This is a genomic window from Chryseobacterium hagamense, assembly GCF_007991455.1.
Taxonomy (GTDB): Bacteria; Bacteroidota; Bacteroidia; order Flavobacteriales; family Weeksellaceae; genus Chryseobacterium; species Chryseobacterium hagamense.
The window spans coordinates 135,740-154,390 of the sequence record NZ_BJYJ01000004.1; the positions used below are offsets into that span (position 1 = coordinate 135,740).

At 42.8% G+C, this 18,651-nt stretch carries 19 protein-coding genes and 1 pseudogene; 3 read left to right on the plus strand and 17 right to left on the minus strand.

Annotated features, from left to right (window positions below):
• Nucleotides 1–69 precede the first annotated feature (69 nt).
• The 12 genes and pseudogenes from CHA01nite_RS06585 to lepA all read right to left on the minus strand — a co-directional run bounded on the left by CHA01nite_RS06585 (nt 70) and on the right by lepA (nt 10,313).
• Complete coding sequence (locus CHA01nite_RS06585; RefSeq protein WP_146940515.1) at nt 70–591, minus strand: O-acetyl-ADP-ribose deacetylase; 522 nt, start codon at nt 589–591, stop codon at nt 70–72.
• Nucleotides 581–1,488 (minus strand): annotated as a pseudogene (locus CHA01nite_RS21065) (ADP-ribosylglycohydrolase family protein). Before CHA01nite_RS21065 ends, CHA01nite_RS06585 begins: the two are co-directional and overlap by 11 nt.
• Nucleotides 1,488–2,123: a DUF4291 domain-containing protein gene (locus CHA01nite_RS06600; protein WP_146940518.1), complete on the minus strand. Its 636-nt coding sequence runs from the start codon at nt 2,121–2,123 to the stop codon at nt 1,488–1,490. Before CHA01nite_RS06600 ends, CHA01nite_RS21065 begins: the two are co-directional and overlap by 1 nt.
• Nucleotides 2,120–2,935 carry a TIGR02452 family protein gene (locus CHA01nite_RS06605; protein WP_146940519.1) on the minus strand — a complete coding sequence of 272 codons (816 nt, stop codon included), beginning with the start codon at nt 2,933–2,935 and terminating at the stop codon, nt 2,120–2,122. The genes CHA01nite_RS06600 and CHA01nite_RS06605 overlap by 4 nt, the downstream gene beginning before the upstream one ends.
• 79 nt (nt 2,936–3,014) lie before the next feature.
• The gene (locus CHA01nite_RS06610; RefSeq protein WP_146940520.1) at nt 3,015–3,353 is read right to left on the minus strand and encodes an ADP-ribosylation/crystallin J1; all 339 of its coding nucleotides are present in this window, start codon (nt 3,351–3,353) and stop codon (nt 3,015–3,017) included.
• Nucleotides 3,354–3,545: 192 nt separating this feature from the next.
• A complete protein-coding gene (locus CHA01nite_RS06615) occupies nt 3,546–3,956 on the minus strand; it encodes a hypothetical protein (RefSeq protein ID WP_146940521.1) in 411 nt (136 codons plus the stop codon).
• A gap of 7 nt (nt 3,957–3,963) precedes the next feature.
• Nucleotides 3,964–5,040, minus strand: coding sequence for an adenylosuccinate synthetase (locus CHA01nite_RS06620; RefSeq protein WP_146940522.1), 1,077 nt, complete (start codon nt 5,038–5,040; stop codon nt 3,964–3,966).
• Complete coding sequence (locus tag CHA01nite_RS06625; RefSeq protein WP_228458353.1) at nt 5,037–5,903, minus strand: hypothetical protein; 867 nt, start codon at nt 5,901–5,903, stop codon at nt 5,037–5,039. Before CHA01nite_RS06625 ends, CHA01nite_RS06620 begins: the two co-directional genes overlap by 4 nt.
• A gap of 92 nt (nt 5,904–5,995) precedes the next feature.
• Nucleotides 5,996–6,547 (minus strand): 2OG-Fe(II) oxygenase, encoded by a 552-nt coding sequence (locus tag CHA01nite_RS06630; protein ID WP_146940523.1) that lies wholly within the window; start codon nt 6,545–6,547, stop codon nt 5,996–5,998.
• Between the two features lie 26 nt (nt 6,548–6,573).
• Nucleotides 6,574–7,116 (minus strand): riboflavin biosynthesis intermediates N-glycosidase, encoded by a 543-nt coding sequence (gene ybiA, locus CHA01nite_RS06635; RefSeq protein ID WP_146940524.1) that lies wholly within the window; start codon nt 7,114–7,116, stop codon nt 6,574–6,576.
• Nucleotides 7,117–7,470: 354 nt separating this feature from the next.
• Nucleotides 7,471–8,166 (minus strand): NUDIX hydrolase, encoded by a 696-nt coding sequence (locus CHA01nite_RS06640; RefSeq protein WP_146940525.1) that lies wholly within the window; start codon nt 8,164–8,166, stop codon nt 7,471–7,473.
• Between the two features lie 350 nt (nt 8,167–8,516).
• Nucleotides 8,517–10,313 (minus strand): translation elongation factor 4, encoded by a 1,797-nt coding sequence (gene lepA, locus CHA01nite_RS06645; RefSeq protein ID WP_146940526.1) that lies wholly within the window; start codon nt 10,311–10,313, stop codon nt 8,517–8,519.
• 258 nt (nt 10,314–10,571) lie between these two features.
• Here lepA and CHA01nite_RS06650 point away from each other — a divergent pair, with 258 nt between their 5' ends.
• The gene (locus tag CHA01nite_RS06650; RefSeq protein WP_146940527.1) at nt 10,572–12,860 is read left to right on the plus strand and encodes a GH92 family glycosyl hydrolase; all 2,289 of its coding nucleotides are present in this window, start codon (nt 10,572–10,574) and stop codon (nt 12,858–12,860) included.
• 360 nt (nt 12,861–13,220) lie between these two features.
• Here the strand turns inward: CHA01nite_RS06650 and CHA01nite_RS06655 are convergent, their stop codons facing one another.
• The 5 genes from CHA01nite_RS06655 to CHA01nite_RS06675 form a co-directional block, all read right to left on the minus strand.
• Nucleotides 13,221–14,228 (minus strand): hypothetical protein, encoded by a 1,008-nt coding sequence (locus tag CHA01nite_RS06655; RefSeq protein WP_146940528.1) that lies wholly within the window; start codon nt 14,226–14,228, stop codon nt 13,221–13,223.
• Between the two features lie 118 nt (nt 14,229–14,346).
• Nucleotides 14,347–15,351 carry a YajG family lipoprotein gene (locus CHA01nite_RS06660; RefSeq protein ID WP_146940529.1) on the minus strand — a complete coding sequence of 335 codons (1,005 nt, stop codon included), beginning with the start codon at nt 15,349–15,351 and terminating at the stop codon, nt 14,347–14,349.
• A 94-nt stretch (nt 15,352–15,445) separates the two neighbouring features.
• Complete coding sequence (locus CHA01nite_RS06665; protein WP_146940530.1) at nt 15,446–15,961, minus strand: hypothetical protein; 516 nt, start codon at nt 15,959–15,961, stop codon at nt 15,446–15,448.
• A 6-nt stretch (nt 15,962–15,967) separates the two neighbouring features.
• Nucleotides 15,968–16,600, minus strand: coding sequence for a hypothetical protein (locus CHA01nite_RS06670; RefSeq protein WP_228458354.1), 633 nt, complete (start codon nt 16,598–16,600; stop codon nt 15,968–15,970).
• Between the two features lie 9 nt (nt 16,601–16,609).
• Nucleotides 16,610–17,167, minus strand: coding sequence for an RNA polymerase sigma factor (locus tag CHA01nite_RS06675; RefSeq protein WP_146940531.1), 558 nt, complete (start codon nt 17,165–17,167; stop codon nt 16,610–16,612).
• Nucleotides 17,168–17,387: 220 nt separating this feature from the next.
• Between CHA01nite_RS06675 and CHA01nite_RS06680 the strand changes: the two genes are divergently transcribed.
• A complete protein-coding gene (locus CHA01nite_RS06680; RefSeq protein ID WP_146940532.1) occupies nt 17,388–18,137 on the plus strand; it encodes a Rossmann-like and DUF2520 domain-containing protein in 750 nt (249 codons plus the stop codon).
• Entirely contained in the window at nt 18,127–18,645 is a 519-nt protein-coding gene (locus CHA01nite_RS06685; RefSeq protein ID WP_146940533.1) for a KdsC family phosphatase, read from the plus strand. Before CHA01nite_RS06680 ends, CHA01nite_RS06685 begins: the two co-directional genes overlap by 11 nt.
• Nucleotides 18,646–18,651 lie beyond the last annotated feature (6 nt).

Below are 18,651 nucleotides of genomic sequence, written 5' to 3' on the forward strand. Positions count from 1 at the left end.
AAATTGATTTTAAGCTAAAATATCTTAATTACTTAATGATAAAAAATCAGAACTAAATTTAAAAAGCTCTTATATTTTATTATTGTTCTCCAATAATTCTCTATAAATCGCTTCGTTTTCATCATCGAAGCAGACGAAAATAATTTTTCCGACGGTGTCTGATCTGAAATTCTTTACCGTTTCCACGGCAATTTTTCCTGCCGCTTCTTTCGGGAAACGGTAGACGCCGGTGCTGATGTTGGGGAAAGCGATGGTCTTTATACCAAGGCTTTCTGCCAGCTTCAGTGAATTTTTATAGCAGTTCTCCAATAACGGGAAGCATTTTCCTTCGTCTCCGTTCCAGACCGGCCCGACGGTATGGATAACGTATTGCGCCGGAAGGTTACCGGCTGTGGTTACCACCGCTTCTCCGGTATTGCATTTCCCCTGCTTGTTCCTGATTTCGATGCATTCGTCCAGAATCTGCTTTCCGCCGGCCCGGTGAATCGCTCCGTCTACCCCGCCGCCGCCCAGCAATGAGGAATTAGCCGCGTTCACAATAGCGTCGGCCTGAATTTTTGTGATGTCACCTTTGATAAGTTCAATGTTCATAAAATCTGCTTTTTTTCCAGTTTTCAATAGTGGATGCCCAGCCCGGAATGGTGTTTTCCTTACAGCACAGAATGCTTACACCTCCAGCCATAGCGCAGGTGGTATCCCGGTCGCCCAATATAGAAACGGTATTCCAAAGACATTCTTCCAAATCGTACCTGTACCGGGAAAGCATCCAGATGACCAGCGGCACCGTATCCTGGGCCGTCATCCCGGTTCCGTTACCCAATGTTTTTACCAACAATTCTTTACTGGGATTTCCATCTAAATATAAGCATTTGTTCAGTTTGCTTTTCATATCGGAATCACTTAATTCATTCTGAATAATCCGGATGAAATCCTGCTGATCAAAAATTTCCATATCCAGCTTTTCCCGGACGGCAAGGGCGGCAGCCAGGGCAATGGCCTTTGTTCCTTCCATGGCTTCCGGTTGGCGTGCGTCACTTCACAGGACCGTTCTGCATTTTCTTTCAGTCTGGTAAAATCATCATAAAAATAAGCTCCGATTACAGCAGCCCTCATGGCACCGCCGTTTCCCATGGAACCCTGACCTTCAAATTTGGCATAAGAAACTTCTTTCCAATAATCACCGCTCTTCACGTCTCTGAAATACAGGTGCATGGAAGGTCCGTATCCGCGGTTGGTATCTAAATAATAATTTTTAGTAAACTTTTCCGCCAGAAAATCCTGATCAATTTCCCCGAATTGCTCCAACGATCTGAAAACGGTAATGGCCATAATGGTATCATCGGTAAAATCCGGATTACCTTCAGGAATGATCCTTTGCTGAATGGATGCCCTAACTAACCTTTCTTCTCCAAAAAAACTTTCCCCGAAGGCATCGCCGATGGAGATTCCCGTCAGCGATCTTAAAGCAAGCAAGCGTTTATTTTTCATTACCTGAGTCTTAATTTTCTATTCAGATCCGCATCATCGAACAGCAGCGGTTTTTCTTCAGGCAACATCAGCTGATCGAGCTCACCATTCAAAACAAACTGACGCTGTTCTTTTACAAATTCTGAAATGTTTTCAATTAAAATGAGATCTTTCCTGGCAAACGATTTAATCAGGTCATTTCTCAAACCGATCTGGATCGCTCTTCTTTCCTGCTTTGACCCGAAAGGATCATGATCCGGATCCCACTGCAATCTGGCGGAGGATGCTTTTACCTCATCCTGCCATTCTTCCCTGGAGATTCCCAACCGGCCATTGTAGGAAGAATAAACGGCGTTTTCCAGGTAATTCCTGAAAGCATCCATCTTCAGGTGAATGGCCAGCACATATTCCTGCCCTTCTTTTTTTCCCCAGCCGTTCCGGTACATCATCCAGAGGAAGTTCGGCTTGATCCAGGTCATCCTTTCCATGCTGAAAGGCCCTCCGAAATACTGGTTTCTTACGGCAAATTCCCCGATTTCCTTCCGGTAAGACTGGTACACAATAATCTTTTCGTCATCATATTGCGCCATGAGGTGATGCCCTTCCTTCGGCCAGTCCTCTATCTGTTCTTTGTATTTTTTTAATTTGAGCTTCATGATATTTCTTCGAACGGCCTGATCATCTCTTCTTTCTTCGACAGAATTGCAAAGACCACTCTTTTAAATTTATTTTTATATTTTCCCTGAAGGTGCTTTTTAAACAGCTCCGCTATTTCTGCCGGATCATTTTTAAACACACCGCATCCCCAGGCGCCTAAAATCAGGGTTTCATTTCCCTGGTGTAATGCCAGCGCCAGCATCTTCTCCGTTCTGATATCCATGGCGCCGAAAATTTCACCGGCTCTTTCCGGCTCCTGACGTTTAACGACACCCGCGTTCACTGCCGGAGAGGTAATAAAATTACACAAAACCGGCTTTGGCAGCAATTCCCCTTTGTCTTTACGGAAAACCGGGACTTTCGGGCTGTAAATCATCATGTCGGTATAAAAGCAGGATTCCATTTCCCGGTGGATTTTATAATAATCCCATGCCTGGAGCAGGCTTTCATGCAATCCCGAAGTTCTCGCCAGGCTCTCTTCCTGTGCTTCGGCTCCGTTGATGAAACCGCCGCCGGGGTTTTTAGCCGATGCGAAATTCAGGCACATGATTTTTTCCCGGTTTTCCTCTTCCGCCAGCTGTAAAATGGCTTTCAGGGAACTGCATCTCCATACTTCAAACCGGGTCTCAAAATGTTTTTCAGGAACTTCTTTTTCGGTAAGTTCCGCAAGCGCTTCGGACGAAAACAGAACGGTTCCTTTCATAGAAGCTCCCAGTTCGTTTTCGATGTTTATCTTTTCGTTGTTTCCGTTGATATAATATTTTTTAGCTAAGATTTCCAAGGTATCTTTTGCCATTCCTTTATTGGTCATGGTGAGTTTTTTTAATGTTGAATAATAAATTTTCTATGGCTGTATGCCCCGTTTCTTTGAAATCTTTCCCGATAAAAACCTAAGTGACTTCAATTTTTCCGGTGATGGCCTGATTGAACGCTTCCAGTTCTTCTGCGGGAACCCAAAGTTCGTTATGGTTTTTCGCCCCTACATTTCGGGAAGGGTATTTGTTAACCGCTTCTTCCAGCACTTCAAATCGGGTGACAAATCCCAAATAATTTCCAGCTTCATCACGGGTGTTCCATTTTTCTGCAATTTCGGAGGCATAGTCTTCATTCAGCACAGGATAGAAAATCGGCTGCCATTCCAGTCTGGGAGGAAATGCCTTGTAATCGTTTTCAATGATTAAAAGCATTTCTTTTTCCCCGACCGGTCTGTATAAGGTTTGTGTTTTCATGGTTATTTGTTTTTGTTTTTAACGCAAAGGCCGCAAATTTTTTTTAACTACTACTGTTTTTAAGTTCGCAAAGGTACTTCGACAGGCTCAGTATGACACGTTTCACTCAGCAAAGTCCACAAGGATTTCGGACTCCACTAATTATAGATAATCAATTTTATTCAAAAAATAAACAGATTATTATTTTTATATTCAAATGATTCTGATTTTATCTAAACTCAGGCATTTTTCACTGTTTTTAAGCGTTCCGCTTTTTCTTGTTTCATCGGAATTAAAATCAATAGCCAAAAAATGAGTGCAGTTTGAAATTCCGAAGTTATCTCTTTCAGCATCGGAAACAAATCCGCCCACCGTCTTCCATTTTGAAGCTTTATTCCTGAAAGTATTAACATAATATCTGGGCCGATCCTTCATATGAATAATGGTAACATTTTCAGTTTTATCCTTTAGATATTCCATCATCATGGTATCGGTTCCGGCAAAATCACCAATGATAAATTCGCATTCGGAAACCGCTGTTCCTTTCAATGGTTCAATATAAAACCGGTGAAAGTTTTCCCATGAGAGATTTCCATTTCCAAATACAAATATCTTTTTATTCATTACTAATTTACTTATTCATTAATTTTTTAAAGTCCTTCGAGTACGGAGAATATGATCCCCAAATTTCATCAAATTTGACGTTCAGTTTTCCGGGTTCAAAAGGTTTGTCTAGCTGATCGAGACAGGTAACCACCAGGTTTTTCCGGTGGGCAATGCCGTAACCTTCATCTACCTTTAATGCATAATCCAGCAGCTGATAATCCAGATCCCCGGTACGGAAGGCTCCCTGATAGTCATTGAACGTACACGTTTCCTCTTCATTGTTCCGTAGCGGAAGCTCCCGTTCATTGCTCATCCATCCGTTTCCGTGACGGGTGCCATAGCTTCTCGTCACGTAGAACATTTCGATATGACCGATTCCCAGCTGCCGGCATATTTCACGGGCATTTTTTGAAGTGGTATGGGCATAGGTCACATTCGGAAATACGCCGTGGTCCATATCCAGCAGGATTCCCTGGCTGCCTTCAAAAATCAGATGGTCAAAACTTTCCAGGTAGCCGTAGCCTTCAATGTTCCACTCCATCTCATCGATGGCATTAAGGAAATCATCCAGTGCCTGCTGTATTTCTTCGCCCTCGGAAAAGCCGTAATACAAAGCAATGCCTTTCAGCTTTTCGATCAGCATCGGTCTCGGCGCAATTAAATCAGCTGCAAACAGCCGGTAGGGACTTTCATGCCTTTTCATCGTAGCGCCCACTCCTTTTCCGCAGGTTCCGTGCTCCGTATTCCGTAGGTCTCTCCTGTTGTGAAGGACATCAAACGGCGTTGTTACTTTAGCCAGCGGATGGATATGAAGTTCGGTATTTCCATTTTTGGCTTTCAGTTCTTTCCATTCATTGTACATAAAAACGGGATGAATGGTGCAGTGCTCTGTAAAATAGGACGGCAGGCCCCGTAATCCCCCGCTGCCAAAGCTGGAATGCACATGCTTGCGGTCATCGATCATCACGGTGTGTGCAGCCTGCTGCCCTCCCGAAAACCGGATGACCACAGCCTCCGGATTCCGGGCTGCGAGGAAATCGGTGGTGATGCCTTTGCCTTCATCACCGAATCCCAGCCCTATAACGATTTCTGCTGTTTTCATCTTAAAAATCTCTGAATCATTCCGCTCCATCCTTCCCGTTGCTCCTGTTCCGCATGTTCTCCGGCTTTACGGGTTTTGCAGACAATTTCCTTGATCACATACGGAACATCCCGGTAATCGGTGATCGATACGCAATTTCTTCCCAGCAAGTCTTTCCAGCCCTGGTCAGCACGCATCGCCTGGTCTGAATGCAGGACATTGATATGGTAAACCTCATATTTCTTTCTTGCCTCAGCCAGGAGTTCCTTATGCGTAAAGGTCTGCTGCCCGGCTCCCATAATCTCCCGGATCGCAGAAGCAGGAAGGGTTTTCAGGCAGGGTTCGTCACCTACGGTAAACAGCAATCCTTTCTGATTTCTTTTTTCAAAAGCATCGGTCCGGGTATGGAAAGCGGCAAAATACCAGGCTAACAGGTAGCTTTCTCCGCCATTTCCGCCTCCGCCGGATTCGATGTAGGTCCTGGTCAGCCACATGTCCAGTTCTTCATCACCGGATTCAAATTGTCCCACCTGCAGCGGATAACTGTCGCATTCGTGATCCCCGATTCCCATAAACAGGAGTGCGGCATCCGGAACCCCGCCCTGGATAATTCCGCCCATCAGTTTGGGAAGCCCTTCCTGGATCAGGTTATACGGAATATGGCCCATGCTTCCGGTAACATCCAGTCCTAAAATAATCGGGAATGATTCCGGGTGTACGGCTGAATCCCGGGCTTCCCTAAAGAATACCCCGTTTGGATTCATTGATTCGTGTGCTCTTCTTTCTGCGTTCTGAGTGAAAATTTCACCTGCACTTTTTGATGCATACCCCATCTTTCTTGCTCTGTCGAAACGAGCGTCCATGTCGTATCTTGTACTTCCCATAACGTAAATTTTAGTTAAATACTGATTTTATAGTTACCCGTTGCATGCCGGGCTTTAATTTTAATGCAATACGGAAGTTTGGTTCTATCCTTTTATTGTTCTCTTGTGTACATGATGTCTGTCCTCAGTACATATTTCAGTCCGCTGATCAGTATTTTTCCTTCGTGTCTTAACGGATGATGGAAGACCAGTGCTGACCCTTTCTTCGGAGCCACGGTGCACAGGCCTTCAAATTCGGTTTCCCCGCCTTCAAAATCGTCATTCAGATACATCATGAAGGTGTAAAAGCTCTTCTCATGTTCATTCTTGATATAGCTTCCGTCCCGGTGCATTTTGAACCGTTGTCCCAGCGAATATTTATAGATCCTGAACATTTCATTAAAACCTGAAACTTTATGGGTTTCATGGGTTTGAGGAAGAAATCCAGCGGCCCTATGAAACAGGTTTTCAGCCAGTTCGTTATCGAAAACCATCAGCCGGTCATTGTTCCGGATGCCTTTGCTCATGACCTGCCGGCCCTGCATATTGATCTTCGCTTCTTCAAATACCTTATCTTTTGTGAGTTCAATATAATGATCGCATTCCTCATTCGTCAGGAAATTTTCGATCAGAAAGATCTCCGGATGTAATATTGTCTTTTCCATAATATCAGGTGTTTGGTTTTGTGTTTTTATCTTCTCAGTTCGTCCCGTACTTCCATCAAAGCGAATCCCAAGAGGTTCTCACCGTTCCATTCAGAAGGGTTCATAGCCTTGGAACTGGTTTCCGGCATTCCGATCCCCCAGATGGTATCGTACGGACTGGCTTCTACCAAAACCTGGTCTTGCGTGGACAGCAAAAATTCTTTCAGCGCTTCATGCTGTGAAAACTTCAGCAGGTTCCCTTGTTTTACGATCCCGTATTTATGCTCATCCCAAAGCTGTGGGTCGAAATTTCTGACTTTTCTTCCCAGTCTTTTAACCTGATCCGGAGTTTCAGACTTTATGATCTGTTCCAAAATTTCATGATCATCAAAAAGCCTGGCTTTTCCGGCCATCATATAATGTTCGGCAGTCTTATAGGTTATATCATCTTCCCGGAACTCAGCAGGAAACCACTGACTGAAGCAAGCTTTGGTCACTTCCCCTTTTGCCGTATGCCCCCAGAAGAACAGAAAGTCCGGTTTTTCATGGTGCTGGAATTTTTCAATGATATGTTGCATCGTGTATTTCATGATTGCGTTATTTTTACACAAATTTAAAGGAATATGGTTTTACCTTCCAAATTAATTTGTGTTAATTTTACGCTAAAACACCTAAACTATTGATTTTCAATGATGAAAATTTCTAATGTGAACACGAATGACACAAATGTTTTGCACAATTGACGCGAATTACTTGTGGTATTCTTTCTGTTTTAATGAATTTTAAAAGATAAGCTTTAATCCGAATTGTATATCCGAAAAACTCTGACAGAATAGAGTTACTATTGAAATGTTAAGCTTTTTTAGTCTGTGCACTGTAATGCACAACAGCAGAACAATAATCCATTATGAATTCGTGTAAATATTTGTATGACTCGTCTTAAACTATTTCAGTTCAAAATAAAAACCCTGCTCTTCCAGTTCTTTGTATTTTTCCTGGTTGAAAGTAAACATTTTCCCGGGTCTGCCGCTGCCTTCTTTCTTGAAGTTGTCGGTTTCATTCAGCAGGCCGTAACTCATGATTTTTTTCCGGAAGTTCCGGCGGTCGATTTCCTGTCCGACGATGGTTTTATAAAGGTTTTCCAGCTCTGAGAAGGCAAATTCCCCGTTCAGCAGATTGAAGCCGACGGGCTGGTATTGGATTTTAGTCCGGAGTCTTTTCAATGCCGTATCGATAATGGTCTGATGATCGAAAGCCAGTTCCGGAAGGCTGTTGATACCGAACCATTGGGCATCGTCCGCATCGGAGTCGGCAGCCAGCTCATGGTAAGACGGGTTTACCAATCCCAGGTAGGTTACGGAAACCACCCGGTTCCGGGGGTCGCGGCCCACATTGCCGAATGTATAGAGCTGTTCCAGGAAATCGGGCTTTATACCGGCTTCTTCGCAGAGTTCGCGCTTTACGGCATCATCCAGGTTTTCATCATCCAGAACAAGTCCGCCCGGAAGTGCCCAGCCTCCTTTGAAAGGCTCGATATTCCGCTGGATCAGGAGCACCTGTAGTTCTTTTTTATCGAAATACCCGAAAACCACCGCATCCACGGCCACTTTGATATCCTGTAATTTCTTTGAACCTGCCATAAATTAAATTTGCGTTGTGAGTACACAAAGTTACGGTTTAGTTGAGAAATAAAAAATTATCTGAGTCATAAACAAAAAAAATCCGCAGAGATTATCTGCGGATTTCACTTTTATCTTTTGCCTATTTAGCGGCTTTTTATTTAGAGCCTGTTTAAAATTTTAATTCATCAAACTTTCCGTCATTTCTCTTAATTTTCTGAATTAAATAAACTTTGTTTATTCTTCACTTTAATACGATGATTTCAATTGACTTAATTGAATATTGCCGGGCAACCGACATATTGATTTTTTAAGCTAAAATGCCTTAAATTCTTAATGTTAAAATATAAAAGGTAAATTTAAACAGGCTCTTAGTCATTCAGCTTCAGTACAGCCATGAATGCCGACTGCGGTACTTCTACCCTTCCGATCTGCTTCATTTTCTTCTTTCCTTCCTTCTGCTTCTCCAAAAGTTTTCTCTTTCTGGAAATATCCCCACCATAACATTTGGCGGTAACGTCCTTTCTCAATGCTTTGATGGTTTCCCTGGCGATTACCTTTGTCCCCAAAGCGGCCTGAACGGCAATATCGAACTGCTGTCTCGGGATCAGCTCGCGGAGCTTTTCACACATCTTTTTACCGATGTAGTAAGCGTTGGAATCGTGGATCAATGAAGATAAGGCATCCACCATATCCCCGTTGATCAGGATATCCATCTTCACCAGCTTGGAAGAACGGAATCCGATCGGATGGTAATCGAACGAAGCATATCCTTTGGAAATGGATTTCAACCGGTCATAGAAGTCGAAAACCACTTCAGCCAACGGCATATTGAATACCAGCTCCACCCTTTCGGAGGTCAGGTAGCTCTGGTTAACGATTTCCCCTCTTTTCTCAATACACAGGGTCATCACAGCTCCTACGAAATCGGACTTGGTAATAATGGAGGCCTTGATGAACGGCTCTTCCACGCGGTCCATGGTTGATGGGTCCATCATTTCAGACGGGTTGTTGATCAGGATCGGAACTTCAGGTTCCTTTTTGGTATACCCGAAATATGATACGTTGGGTACCGTCGTGATCACGTTCATGTTGAACTCCCGGTCCAGACGTTCCTGAACGATTTCCATATGGAGCATTCCCAGAAATCCGCAACGGAATCCGAAACCTAACGCAGCTGAGCTTTCCGGCTCGAAAACCAGGGAAGCATCGTTCAGCCTTAATTTTTCAAGGGAGAATCTCAGTTCTTCGAAATCTTCTGAGTCGATCGGGTAAATCCCGGCGAATACCATCGGCTTTACTTCCTCAAACCCTTCGATCGGTCCGGCAGCCGGATTGGTGAATGAAGTAATGGTATCCCCTACTTTTACTTCACGCGCATCTTTGATTCCGGATACCAGGTAACCTACGTCACCACATTCTACCGTTTTTTTCGGTACCTGCTTCAGCTTCAATGTTCCTACTTCGTCAGCCCCGTATTCTTTTCCTGTAGCGAAAAATTTAATCTTTTCGTTTTTGGTAATGCTTCCGTTCACCACTTTGAAATACGCTTCGATCCCCCTGAACGGATTGTATACCGAGTCGAAGATCAGAGCCTGAAGCGGTGCATCCGGATCTCCTACCGGTGCCGGAATTCTTTTAACGATATGCTCCAGAAGGTCGTGTACCCCTTCCCCTGTTTTTCCGGAAACCCTTAATACATCATCGTAATCGCAGCCGATCAGATTCATGATTTCATCGGTTACTTCTTCAGGATTTGCCGAAGGAAGGTCGATTTTATTCAGGATCGGAATAATCGTCAGGTCATTTTCCAGTGCCAGGTACAGGTTACTGATGGTCTGGGCCTGGATGCTCTGGGCCGCATCTACAATCAGAAGCGCACCTTCACAGGCTGCAATGGAACGGGAAACTTCATAAGAAAAGTCTACGTGTCCCGGGGTATCGATTAAGTTTAAGATATATTTTTCGCCGTTCAGCTCATAATCCATCTGGATGGCGTGGGACTTAATGGTAATCCCGCGTTCTTTCTCCAGATCCATGTCATCCAGCGTCTGGGACTGTAATTCTCTTTGGGAAACCGTATTGGTATATTCCAGAAGACGGTCTGCCAAAGTACTTTTACCATGGTCGATATGAGCGATTATGCAAAAATTTCGTATGTTTTTCATTTAAGAACTATGTAATTTGCAAAGATAATAAAATGCAGGATAATTTGCCGTTCTTAATTTTAAATCTGATTTAAACCTGAATAAAACCAATCTTTTACATGAAACCGGTATGCTTTATTTACCCAAACCAATACAAAAGATTTTATTCTGATCGTAAAGCCTGCCCTTGAAGCTTATTAAATATATATGATAAGTCCTGCCATTTTTATTCATCCTTATCATATTTGTGGTTAAATTAGCCCAACTTAATATCCATCCATGAAAAAGATTCTTTTCATCCTTTTACTTGTTCCATTTATTCAGGTCCGGTCGCAGTGGATCGAAAATGCCCCGGAGCATCCTGAGGAATTCGTCAACCCGTTAATCGGGTCATTATCGAAGCCTTCGCTTTCCAATGGAAATACCTATCCTGCGGTTGCCGTTCCCCACGGGATGAACCTCTGGACGCCGCAGACCGGAAAAAACGGGAACGGCTGGCAATATACCTATGATGCCGATAAAATCCGCGGGATCAAGCAGACGCATCAGCCTTCACCCTGGATGAACGATTACGGAATGTTTTCCATCATGCCTGTTACCGGTAAAATGCGTTTCACGGAAGACGAAAGGGCCAGCTGGTTTTCCCATAAATCCGAAGTTTCAAGACCTTATTATTACAGTGTTTACCTGGCTGACCATAATGTAACGGCAGAAATTACGCCCACAGAGAGAGCGGCCCAGCTCAGGCTGACCTACCCTGATTCGGAAAACTCATGGATTGTGATAGATGCTTTTGATAAAGGCTCAGCCATCAGAATTATCCCTTCCGAAAAGAAAATTGTAGGATATTCCACAAGATATTCCCGCGGTAAACTGACCGGTTTTAAAAATTACTTTGTGATCTATTCCGATAAGCCCTTTGTAAAATATTCCGCCTGGAAGGATAAGGATTTTGTAAAGGATGTTACGGAAATTACAGGGGATCATTGCGGAGCCGTCATCGGTTTTGCGACGAAGAAAGGGGAAAAAGTGAATCTCCGGGTAGCTTCTTCCTTCATCAGTCCCGGACAGGCGGAACTGAATCTGCAGCGGGAGCTGGCTCAGGATTCATTCGATGATACGTTCAGAAAGGCTAAGCAGGCCTGGAATGAAAAACTGGGAAAAGTGGAAGTGGCCGGAGGAACAGTGGATCAGATGCGTACTTTTTACTCCTGCCTTTACCGGATGCTCTGCTTTCCTCATAAAATGTATGAAATCGACCAGGCCGGACAGATTGTTCATTACAGTCCTTATTCCGGGAACACGGAAACCGGTTACCGCTTTGCAGGAACAGGTTTCTGGGATACGTTCAGGGCGCTCTACCCTTTCCTGAATCTGGTGTATCCGGAAATCAACGTTGAAATGCAGAACGGGCTGATTAACGATTATAAGGAAGGCGGCTGGCTTCCCGAATGGTCGAGTCCGTCCTATTCTGATATTATGATCGGCAACAATTCCGCCTCTGTGGTAGCCGATGCTTACCTGAAAGGCCTACGCGGTTATGATATTGAAACCCTGTACCAGGCTCTTCTGCATGGAGCCAATAACGAAGGTCCGGAGGCAACGGGAAGGCTGGGCATTCAGTATTATAAAGAACTCGGTTATGTTCCCTACGATGTAAAGATCAATGAAAATGCAGCCCGGACGCTGGAATACGCTTACGATGATTTTGCCATTGCCCAACTGGGAAAAGCATTAGGTAAACCGGAATCCGAATGGAAAGAATATTACCGCCGATCCCAGAATTTCCAAAAAGTCATCGATCCCGAAACAAAACTAGCCCGGGGAAGAAACCGTGATGGAAACTTCCAGACTCCTTTTAATCCCTTTAAATGGGGCGATGCCTTTACGGAAGGAAATTCCTGGCACTATACCTGGTCGGTATTCCAGGATATTGAAGGTCTGGCAAGGCTAATGGGCGGGCGGAAAGCCTTCTCAAAGAAACTGGATCAGGTCTTTGAGTTGCCTCCCGTGTATGATGATTCGTATTACGGATCGACGATTCATGAAATTCAGGAAATGGTGAATGCCGATATGGGACAGTATGCCCATGGCAACCAGCCGGCCCAGCACATCATTTATCTGTACAATTATTCCGGGGAACCCTGGAAAACGCAGTATTGGGTACGGGAGACCATGAACCGCCTGTACCAGCCCAGCCCGGATGGTTATTGCGGCGATGAAGATAACGGGCAGACCTCAGCCTGGTATATTTTCTCAGCGCTTGGCTTTTATCCCGTAACGCCGGCAACAGATCAGTATGTTCTAGGGGCTCCCCTGTTCAAAAAAGCCATAGTGCATCTTGAAAATGGGAAAACACTTGAAATTAATGCCAGGAACAATAATGACAACAACCGTTTTGTACAATCGCTGGAATTCAACGGAAAGAAATATACCAGAAACTGGCTCAGCCACCAGGAACTGATGAAGGGTGCCAAACTGGATTTTCAAATGGTTTCCCAGCCCAATAAAGACCGCGGAACGGATGAAAAGGATTTTCCGTATTCCTATTTCACGGACCAGAAATAAACTGACATGAACTTCAAGTTAACAGACTGGAATAAGGATGCCGGATGCCGGAAGTTTCCTATGACAAGAATACTCAAATAGGATATTGCTGATGTCTATTTCATTAACTCCGGGTTTCACCCGGAGCTATGATCGTCAAGTCCCCTCGGAACATAAACATGAACCATCCTTTTTATTCTGTTACATTCCATTTCATGTCTTTCAATATGCTAATAGCAAAATGTTTAGTTTGATGATCAAGATTTCCGAACCAATTTTGACAGGAGAAATTTCCGGCTTTCAGCCTGTTAATCCGAATTCTACTGGAAATCCATGTTAAAATAAAAAAGAGAGACCTTCCGCCTCTCTCATTTCTCTTATTTATTTAAACCCTTCAGGCAAAATATATTGTCCTGTAAGCGGATCAAGATAGACTTCCTTTTCCGGAATTCTGTCTCTTCTGCTTTGGGCTCCTGCATCGATCGCAGCCCCAATGACTCCGCCGATAAGACCTCCGGCCATGGCACCGATCATGACACCATTGGATGATTCAGGGAAGAGTTCTGCTTTTTTGACTTCAATAAAAAGACCCCGATCACTTTTCAGAATTTCAGTATAGCCTACGGGAATAATCTTAAAGGCCACCCCATTCTGTACAAAGGCATAGAAGCGCCGGATTGCCGTTTTATCTTCGCCGTTTACCGCTTTGGTCACGATCCCTTTATTGTTGGTTTCCAAAACGAATCCCGGTTCCGGGCGATGGTTGAAAAAACTATGGTAGTCTTTATAAACCCCATCTTTCAGCTGATCTGCTTTCAGGATATCGAGTTTATCCTTAAGTACATCGTCATATCGTGGAAGATCCTGTTCCGAAACGCCCTGTTCCCATGGTTCCCGGCTATAAGAATCTTTTAAGAAATCAGTAAGGATCATGGTAAATTTTCTTGCCAGGTTCTGGGCAACAAACGGATTAACCCGGGATGAAACCGTAGTTACCGTATCTTTTCTATACAGGAAATGGTACCCGTCTGCTTTTTTTATGAAGGTGCTTGCTCTGAACTGAAGTTTCCCGACAGTTGATTTCTCTTTCTGCTCATCTGAAATTTTAAGATCTTCAAACAAAAGAACCAGATCATTTTTCCCTTTCATCTCTGTGGATTGGCCTACCCAATCCTGGAGATCTTTTACAGCATCATGTTCGAATGCTATGGTTGCCTCTTTGTTGTGATCTATAAGGGTCCCGATATTTTTATCAGAACGCTGATCAATTACGGTGAAAGTTTTAATGAAATTTTTATTGTCCTTCGGCGGTCTGGATAAATTAATCAGCTCCGTTTTCTGGGCAGATAAAAACGCGGATAAAAGCAGAAATGCTACTATTTTTTTCATTGGGTAATTTTATGACGGGTAATTTTCAAACTTACATAAATTTTAAGAAATCAGGAAAGCGGAAATAAAGGTATCCAAAAATAATGCTTTTAGAATTTAATTAAATATATCCTCAATATCAGAAGCTGTATTCCCCGGTAAGCGGATCGATATAAACATTGGAAAGTTCCGTATTCGGATTTCTTCTGCCTGAACCGGATGAATCGATTGCTGCACCGATCAGTGCTCCGAGCATCCCGCCGGTCATGGCACCGATCATCATGGCATTGTTATTTTGCGGCGGAAAAAGTTCCTGTCTTGAGGAAACAACATAATAGCCTTTATCATCTTTAGGCATTTCGAGAAATCCTACCGGTGTCAGCCGGTATGCTTTGCCGTCCTCCACATATCCGAATATTTCTTCTGATGAAATCAGGAGATTTTCCCGGTTCTTGATTCCCGTTACTTTTCCTTTTTTATTTTTGTCTACATAATATCCTTCTTTGGGCGTCTGCAGGTAAAATGACCGGAAATCGGTATAGACACCGGAAGCAAGTTCCGGAACATTCAGGTATTTAATGTTTTTCCCTACGATGGCTTCGTAATTATTCAGATCGGCTTCCGCAATCGGAGTGCTGAAAGCAATATGTGAGTAGGAATCATTGATCAGGGTAGATAAGATAGTAGATAATGCCATCGAAATGGTACGGGGAACATTCGGCGTTAATTTCGGATTAAAATCGAGGGTATTGTTGTAGCGGTTGATAAAATAATACCTTCCGTTCCGGTTGATGAAGCTGCTGATCTTTACTTTCGCCTTTGCCAGCTGGGTTTCTTTAAATTCACTGACTTTAATTTCTTCAAGCAGTAAAACGATATCATTATTTCCCCTGGCTTTATTGTCTTCCGCAAACCATGTTTCAATATCGCTTTTTAAATTGCTGCCGGGAAATTTCAGGTCTACCGTCTCACCTTTATAAGTTACGGTTCCGATACTTTTATCCGGCCTGTTATCGATTACCGTAAGGGATTTCGTACGGGAAGATTTGTCTTTGATATTCTGGTTCAGTTTGATCAGTTCCGTTTTCTGAGCCGATGCCCATCCTGAGACTGAAAGAAATAAAAATACAATAAGCCTTTTCATAGTTAAAAATTTCAGCAAAATTAAGCATTCATTTTTAATTAAACGACCCTCACAATAAATTGCAAGGGTCGTCCAACATTAAAAAAATAAACTATTATGGGTTTTGCCTCTGTCTCGGAGCGATGCTGTTAACGTTTTCCCGGGGTTTTCTTTCATTCATCTTATCCCGCATCATCCCCTCGGATTGAAACAGCTTCAAGACTTTCTGGCAAGGTATGATCTGCTGCATCTTATCAGCATATTTTTTTCTGTTATCCAATAGCCTCTGCCCCACTTCAAAGCTTTGCTGCAGTTTGGCTTTGGCTTCTTCATCCGATAAGGTTTCCGGATTGAAATTGGAGTTGAACTGGCTTTTGATTTCCTTCTGGCTTTCCAGATATTCATTATAAACATCCGTGAACTCTTCTTTATCGCTCGGATCAATATCCAGGTTCTCCATCACCATATTATTTCTGAACTGGGTGAGAAGCTTTTTTCTTTCCGTCGGTGAAAGATTGTTTATTACTTCCTTTCTTTGCTTAGGGTCCATTTTCTTCCAGTCATAATCCGTCTGTTGGGCATTCAGGCCAAAACCATAAATCATAAAAAGGGTAAACAATATCTTTTTCATCTTCTTTTAATTATATAAATCCAGATAAACATCCTGTGTCGAATTGCTTGCCAATTCTGAGATTTCAGAATTTGAGAAGGAATCCAGATAATCGTTCATCTGAGCATCATCCTGTTTTGAAACGGTTTTTGCGGTTTTTGTAGCCGCTTCTTGATCTGTTTTTGCCTGTGGCTTATTCTGTGCTACAGATTTATTATTTTTTGGCTTTTCATTGTTTTGATGATCATTTTCAACAGAAGTTAAATCCGATTTCAAAGTTTCATAGGCCACTTCGCTTTCGGTTTTCTGCTGCTGGTTTTTCACCGCATAGGCCACGGCTGGACCTGTTTCATCCGAACTGCCGCCATTACTGAAAACAAAAGTCGCTCCAAAAATCAGAGCCAGGGATGCTGCAGCAGCATATGCCCAGTTGATTCTGAAAACAGGTGTTTTTTTCCGGGGCAGAACTTTACTGATAACATGGTCCTGAACTTCTTCAAATATATTTTCAGAAACTGTAAAGATATTTTTCCGCTCCAGTTTTTCAAGGTCAAAATCATTCACTCCGCCTAATACTCTGGCCTGGAGATTTTCAAAGAGATCATCCGGTGCCTTGTAAATATTTCTGCGTTCTAATTTTTCTATATCGAACTTTTTCATTTCAGTTTCTCAAAAATTATCTTCGTAATTTTCCTTTATATAATCTTCTATCTTCTGTTTGGCATAATGATAATTGGTTTTCAGCGTGCCTACGGACATATCTACAATTTTGGATATTTCTTCATAAGGCAAATCATCATAATACCGCATCATAAATACCAGTTTCTGCTTTTCGGGCAGGCTTTGTATGGCTTTTTGAAGCAGGATCTGTATTTCTTCGGCATCACCGCTCGCATTATCTGCTACCAGGTTCTGCATATGATATTCCGGATCTTCATCGGTCTTCTGCATTCTCTTAAGCTTATTCAGCTGCTGCAAAGCTTCATTGGTTGCAATCCTGTATAGCCAGGTGTACAGCTGGCTGTCATTTTTAAACTGATGAAAATTCTGATAGGCTTTAATAAATGTTTCCTGCAAAGTATCCTGAGCAAGATCTCCGTCCACAATAATTCTTCTTATGTGCCAATACAGTCTGCTCTGATAAGCATCCATCAAAGCACGCACTCCTTTTTCCTGAGTACGTGGGTCTTGCATCAACGAAATAATTTCCGCGTCTTTAATCTTCATAAGATGCTTTCATTGTTTGGATTACAAAAATAGCTGAAAGTTAAACTATCTATTCAATTTTTAGTCCAATATAGTAATTATTTGCCACAACGGCGGTGTGAAATTCCAATAAATCGTACCTGTATGGTATGCGTTTTTCCTTTTATAATCAATGTTATGTTAAATCCCATCCTTTTACAGCCTGTTTATTTCGGCAGGAATAAAATATTATCTTTGCTGTATGCAAACTGTAATTATAGGATCCGGAAATGTTGCTTACCATCTTGCCAGGGCATTGGTGGAAATTAAGCTTCCGCCGGTACAGATTTTCGGGAGAAATGAGAGCGAACTTCAAACGATATCCAATGAACTAAAAATACCTTATTCAACTAAAAATTTAGTCAATTCGGATATTTACCTGATCTGTGTCAGTGATAATGCCGTGGAAGAGGTATCGCAGCTGATAACTAAAAAAGATGTTCTGGTTGCCCACACTTCCGGTTCATTGCCGAAAGATATCCTGAAGGGCGATTACAGGAAGGCCAGTTTTTATCCCTTGCAGACTTTTTCAAAATCAAAAGTGCCTGATTATTCAAAAATCCCATTTTTCATCGAGGCAGAGAATGAAAAAGACCGGACTCTTTTATTCGAACTTGCCTCTGGAATTTCGGAAAACGTCATGGAGAGTACTTATGAAAAGAGAAAATACATCCACCTGACCGCTGTTTTTGCCTGTAATTTTGTAAACCATCTGTTTTCCAGAGCCAAAGAGATTTCGGATTCGCAGGAAATTCCGTTTGATTATTTCCTGCCCCTGATTGACGAAACGGTTCAGAAAATCCATGAAATCGAACCTCAGGCGGCGCAAACTGGTCCTGCAGTACGGAACGATAGAAGAATCCTTGAACTTCATGAGCAATTGTTAAAAGATGAAAGCCTGGAAATATATAAAACCATGAACCATTCAATTCAGAAAATGTATGAGCTATAAAGAAAAATTAAAAGATATCAAAGCCTTCGTATTCGATGTAGACGGTGTGTTTACGGACGGCAGCGTTTACCTGATGCCCGGTGGGAATATGAGCAGGGTAATGAACGTTCTGGACGGGTATGCGGTAGTAAAAGCATTAAAAAACAATTACCTGATCGGTGTCATTACCGGCGGTAACGATGAAATGGTAAAGCACCGGATCAATTATCTGGGCATTGAGGATTATTACCCGAAATCCCATGACAAGATGACTGATTTTGAAGATTTCAAATCAAGATACAATCTTGCCGACAAAGAGATTTTAACGATGGGGGACGATATTCCCGATCTTCACATGATGCGCGCTTCGGCCATCGCAGCCTGTCCTAAAAATGCAGTCCCGGAAATCAAGGCGGTTTCCGATTATATTTCTCCCGTTAAAGGCGGAAGCGGTGCCGTACGCGATGTGATCGAACAGGTAATGAAAGTACAGGGGAAATGGCATGATGACAATACGCAATCCATTTAATACTTT

Bases quoted from the DNA above. Each gene is read 5' to 3' on its own strand.
- CHA01nite_RS06585 (WP_146940515.1), bottom strand. From the start codon at position 591: ATGAACATTGAACTTATCAAAGGTGACATCACAAAAATTCAGGCCGAC.
- CHA01nite_RS06600 (WP_146940518.1), bottom strand. From the start codon at position 2,123: ATGAAGCTCAAATTAAAAAAATACAAAGAACAGATAGAGGACTGGCCG.
- CHA01nite_RS06605 (WP_146940519.1), bottom strand. From the start codon at position 2,935: ATGACCAATAAAGGAATGGCAAAAGATACCTTGGAAATCTTAGCTAAA.
- CHA01nite_RS06610 (WP_146940520.1), bottom strand. From the start codon at position 3,353: ATGAAAACACAAACCTTATACAGACCGGTCGGGGAAAAAGAAATGCTT.
- CHA01nite_RS06615 (WP_146940521.1), bottom strand. From the start codon at position 3,956: ATGAATAAAAAGATATTTGTATTTGGAAATGGAAATCTCTCATGGGAA.
- CHA01nite_RS06620 (WP_146940522.1), bottom strand. From the start codon at position 5,040: ATGAAAACAGCAGAAATCGTTATAGGGCTGGGATTCGGTGATGAAGGC.
- CHA01nite_RS06625 (WP_228458353.1), bottom strand. From the start codon at position 5,903: ATGGGAAGTACAAGATACGACATGGACGCTCGTTTCGACAGAGCAAGA.
- CHA01nite_RS06630 (WP_146940523.1), bottom strand. From the start codon at position 6,547: ATGGAAAAGACAATATTACATCCGGAGATCTTTCTGATCGAAAATTTC.
- ybiA (WP_146940524.1), bottom strand. From the start codon at position 7,116: ATGAAATACACGATGCAACATATCATTGAAAAATTCCAGCACCATGAA.
- CHA01nite_RS06640 (WP_146940525.1), bottom strand. From the start codon at position 8,166: ATGGCAGGTTCAAAGAAATTACAGGATATCAAAGTGGCCGTGGATGCG.
- lepA (WP_146940526.1), bottom strand. From the start codon at position 10,313: ATGAAAAACATACGAAATTTTTGCATAATCGCTCATATCGACCATGGT.
- CHA01nite_RS06650 (WP_146940527.1), top strand. From the start codon at position 10,572: ATGAAAAAGATTCTTTTCATCCTTTTACTTGTTCCATTTATTCAGGTC.
- CHA01nite_RS06655 (WP_146940528.1), bottom strand. From the start codon at position 14,228: ATGAAAAAAATAGTAGCATTTCTGCTTTTATCCGCGTTTTTATCTGCC.
- CHA01nite_RS06660 (WP_146940529.1), bottom strand. From the start codon at position 15,351: ATGAAAAGGCTTATTGTATTTTTATTTCTTTCAGTCTCAGGATGGGCA.
- CHA01nite_RS06665 (WP_146940530.1), bottom strand. From the start codon at position 15,961: ATGAAAAAGATATTGTTTACCCTTTTTATGATTTATGGTTTTGGCCTG.
- CHA01nite_RS06670 (WP_228458354.1), bottom strand. From the start codon at position 16,600: ATGAAAAAGTTCGATATAGAAAAATTAGAACGCAGAAATATTTACAAG.
- CHA01nite_RS06675 (WP_146940531.1), bottom strand. From the start codon at position 17,167: ATGAAGATTAAAGACGCGGAAATTATTTCGTTGATGCAAGACCCACGT.
- CHA01nite_RS06680 (WP_146940532.1), top strand. From the start codon at position 17,388: ATGCAAACTGTAATTATAGGATCCGGAAATGTTGCTTACCATCTTGCC.
- CHA01nite_RS06685 (WP_146940533.1), top strand. From the start codon at position 18,127: ATGAGCTATAAAGAAAAATTAAAAGATATCAAAGCCTTCGTATTCGAT.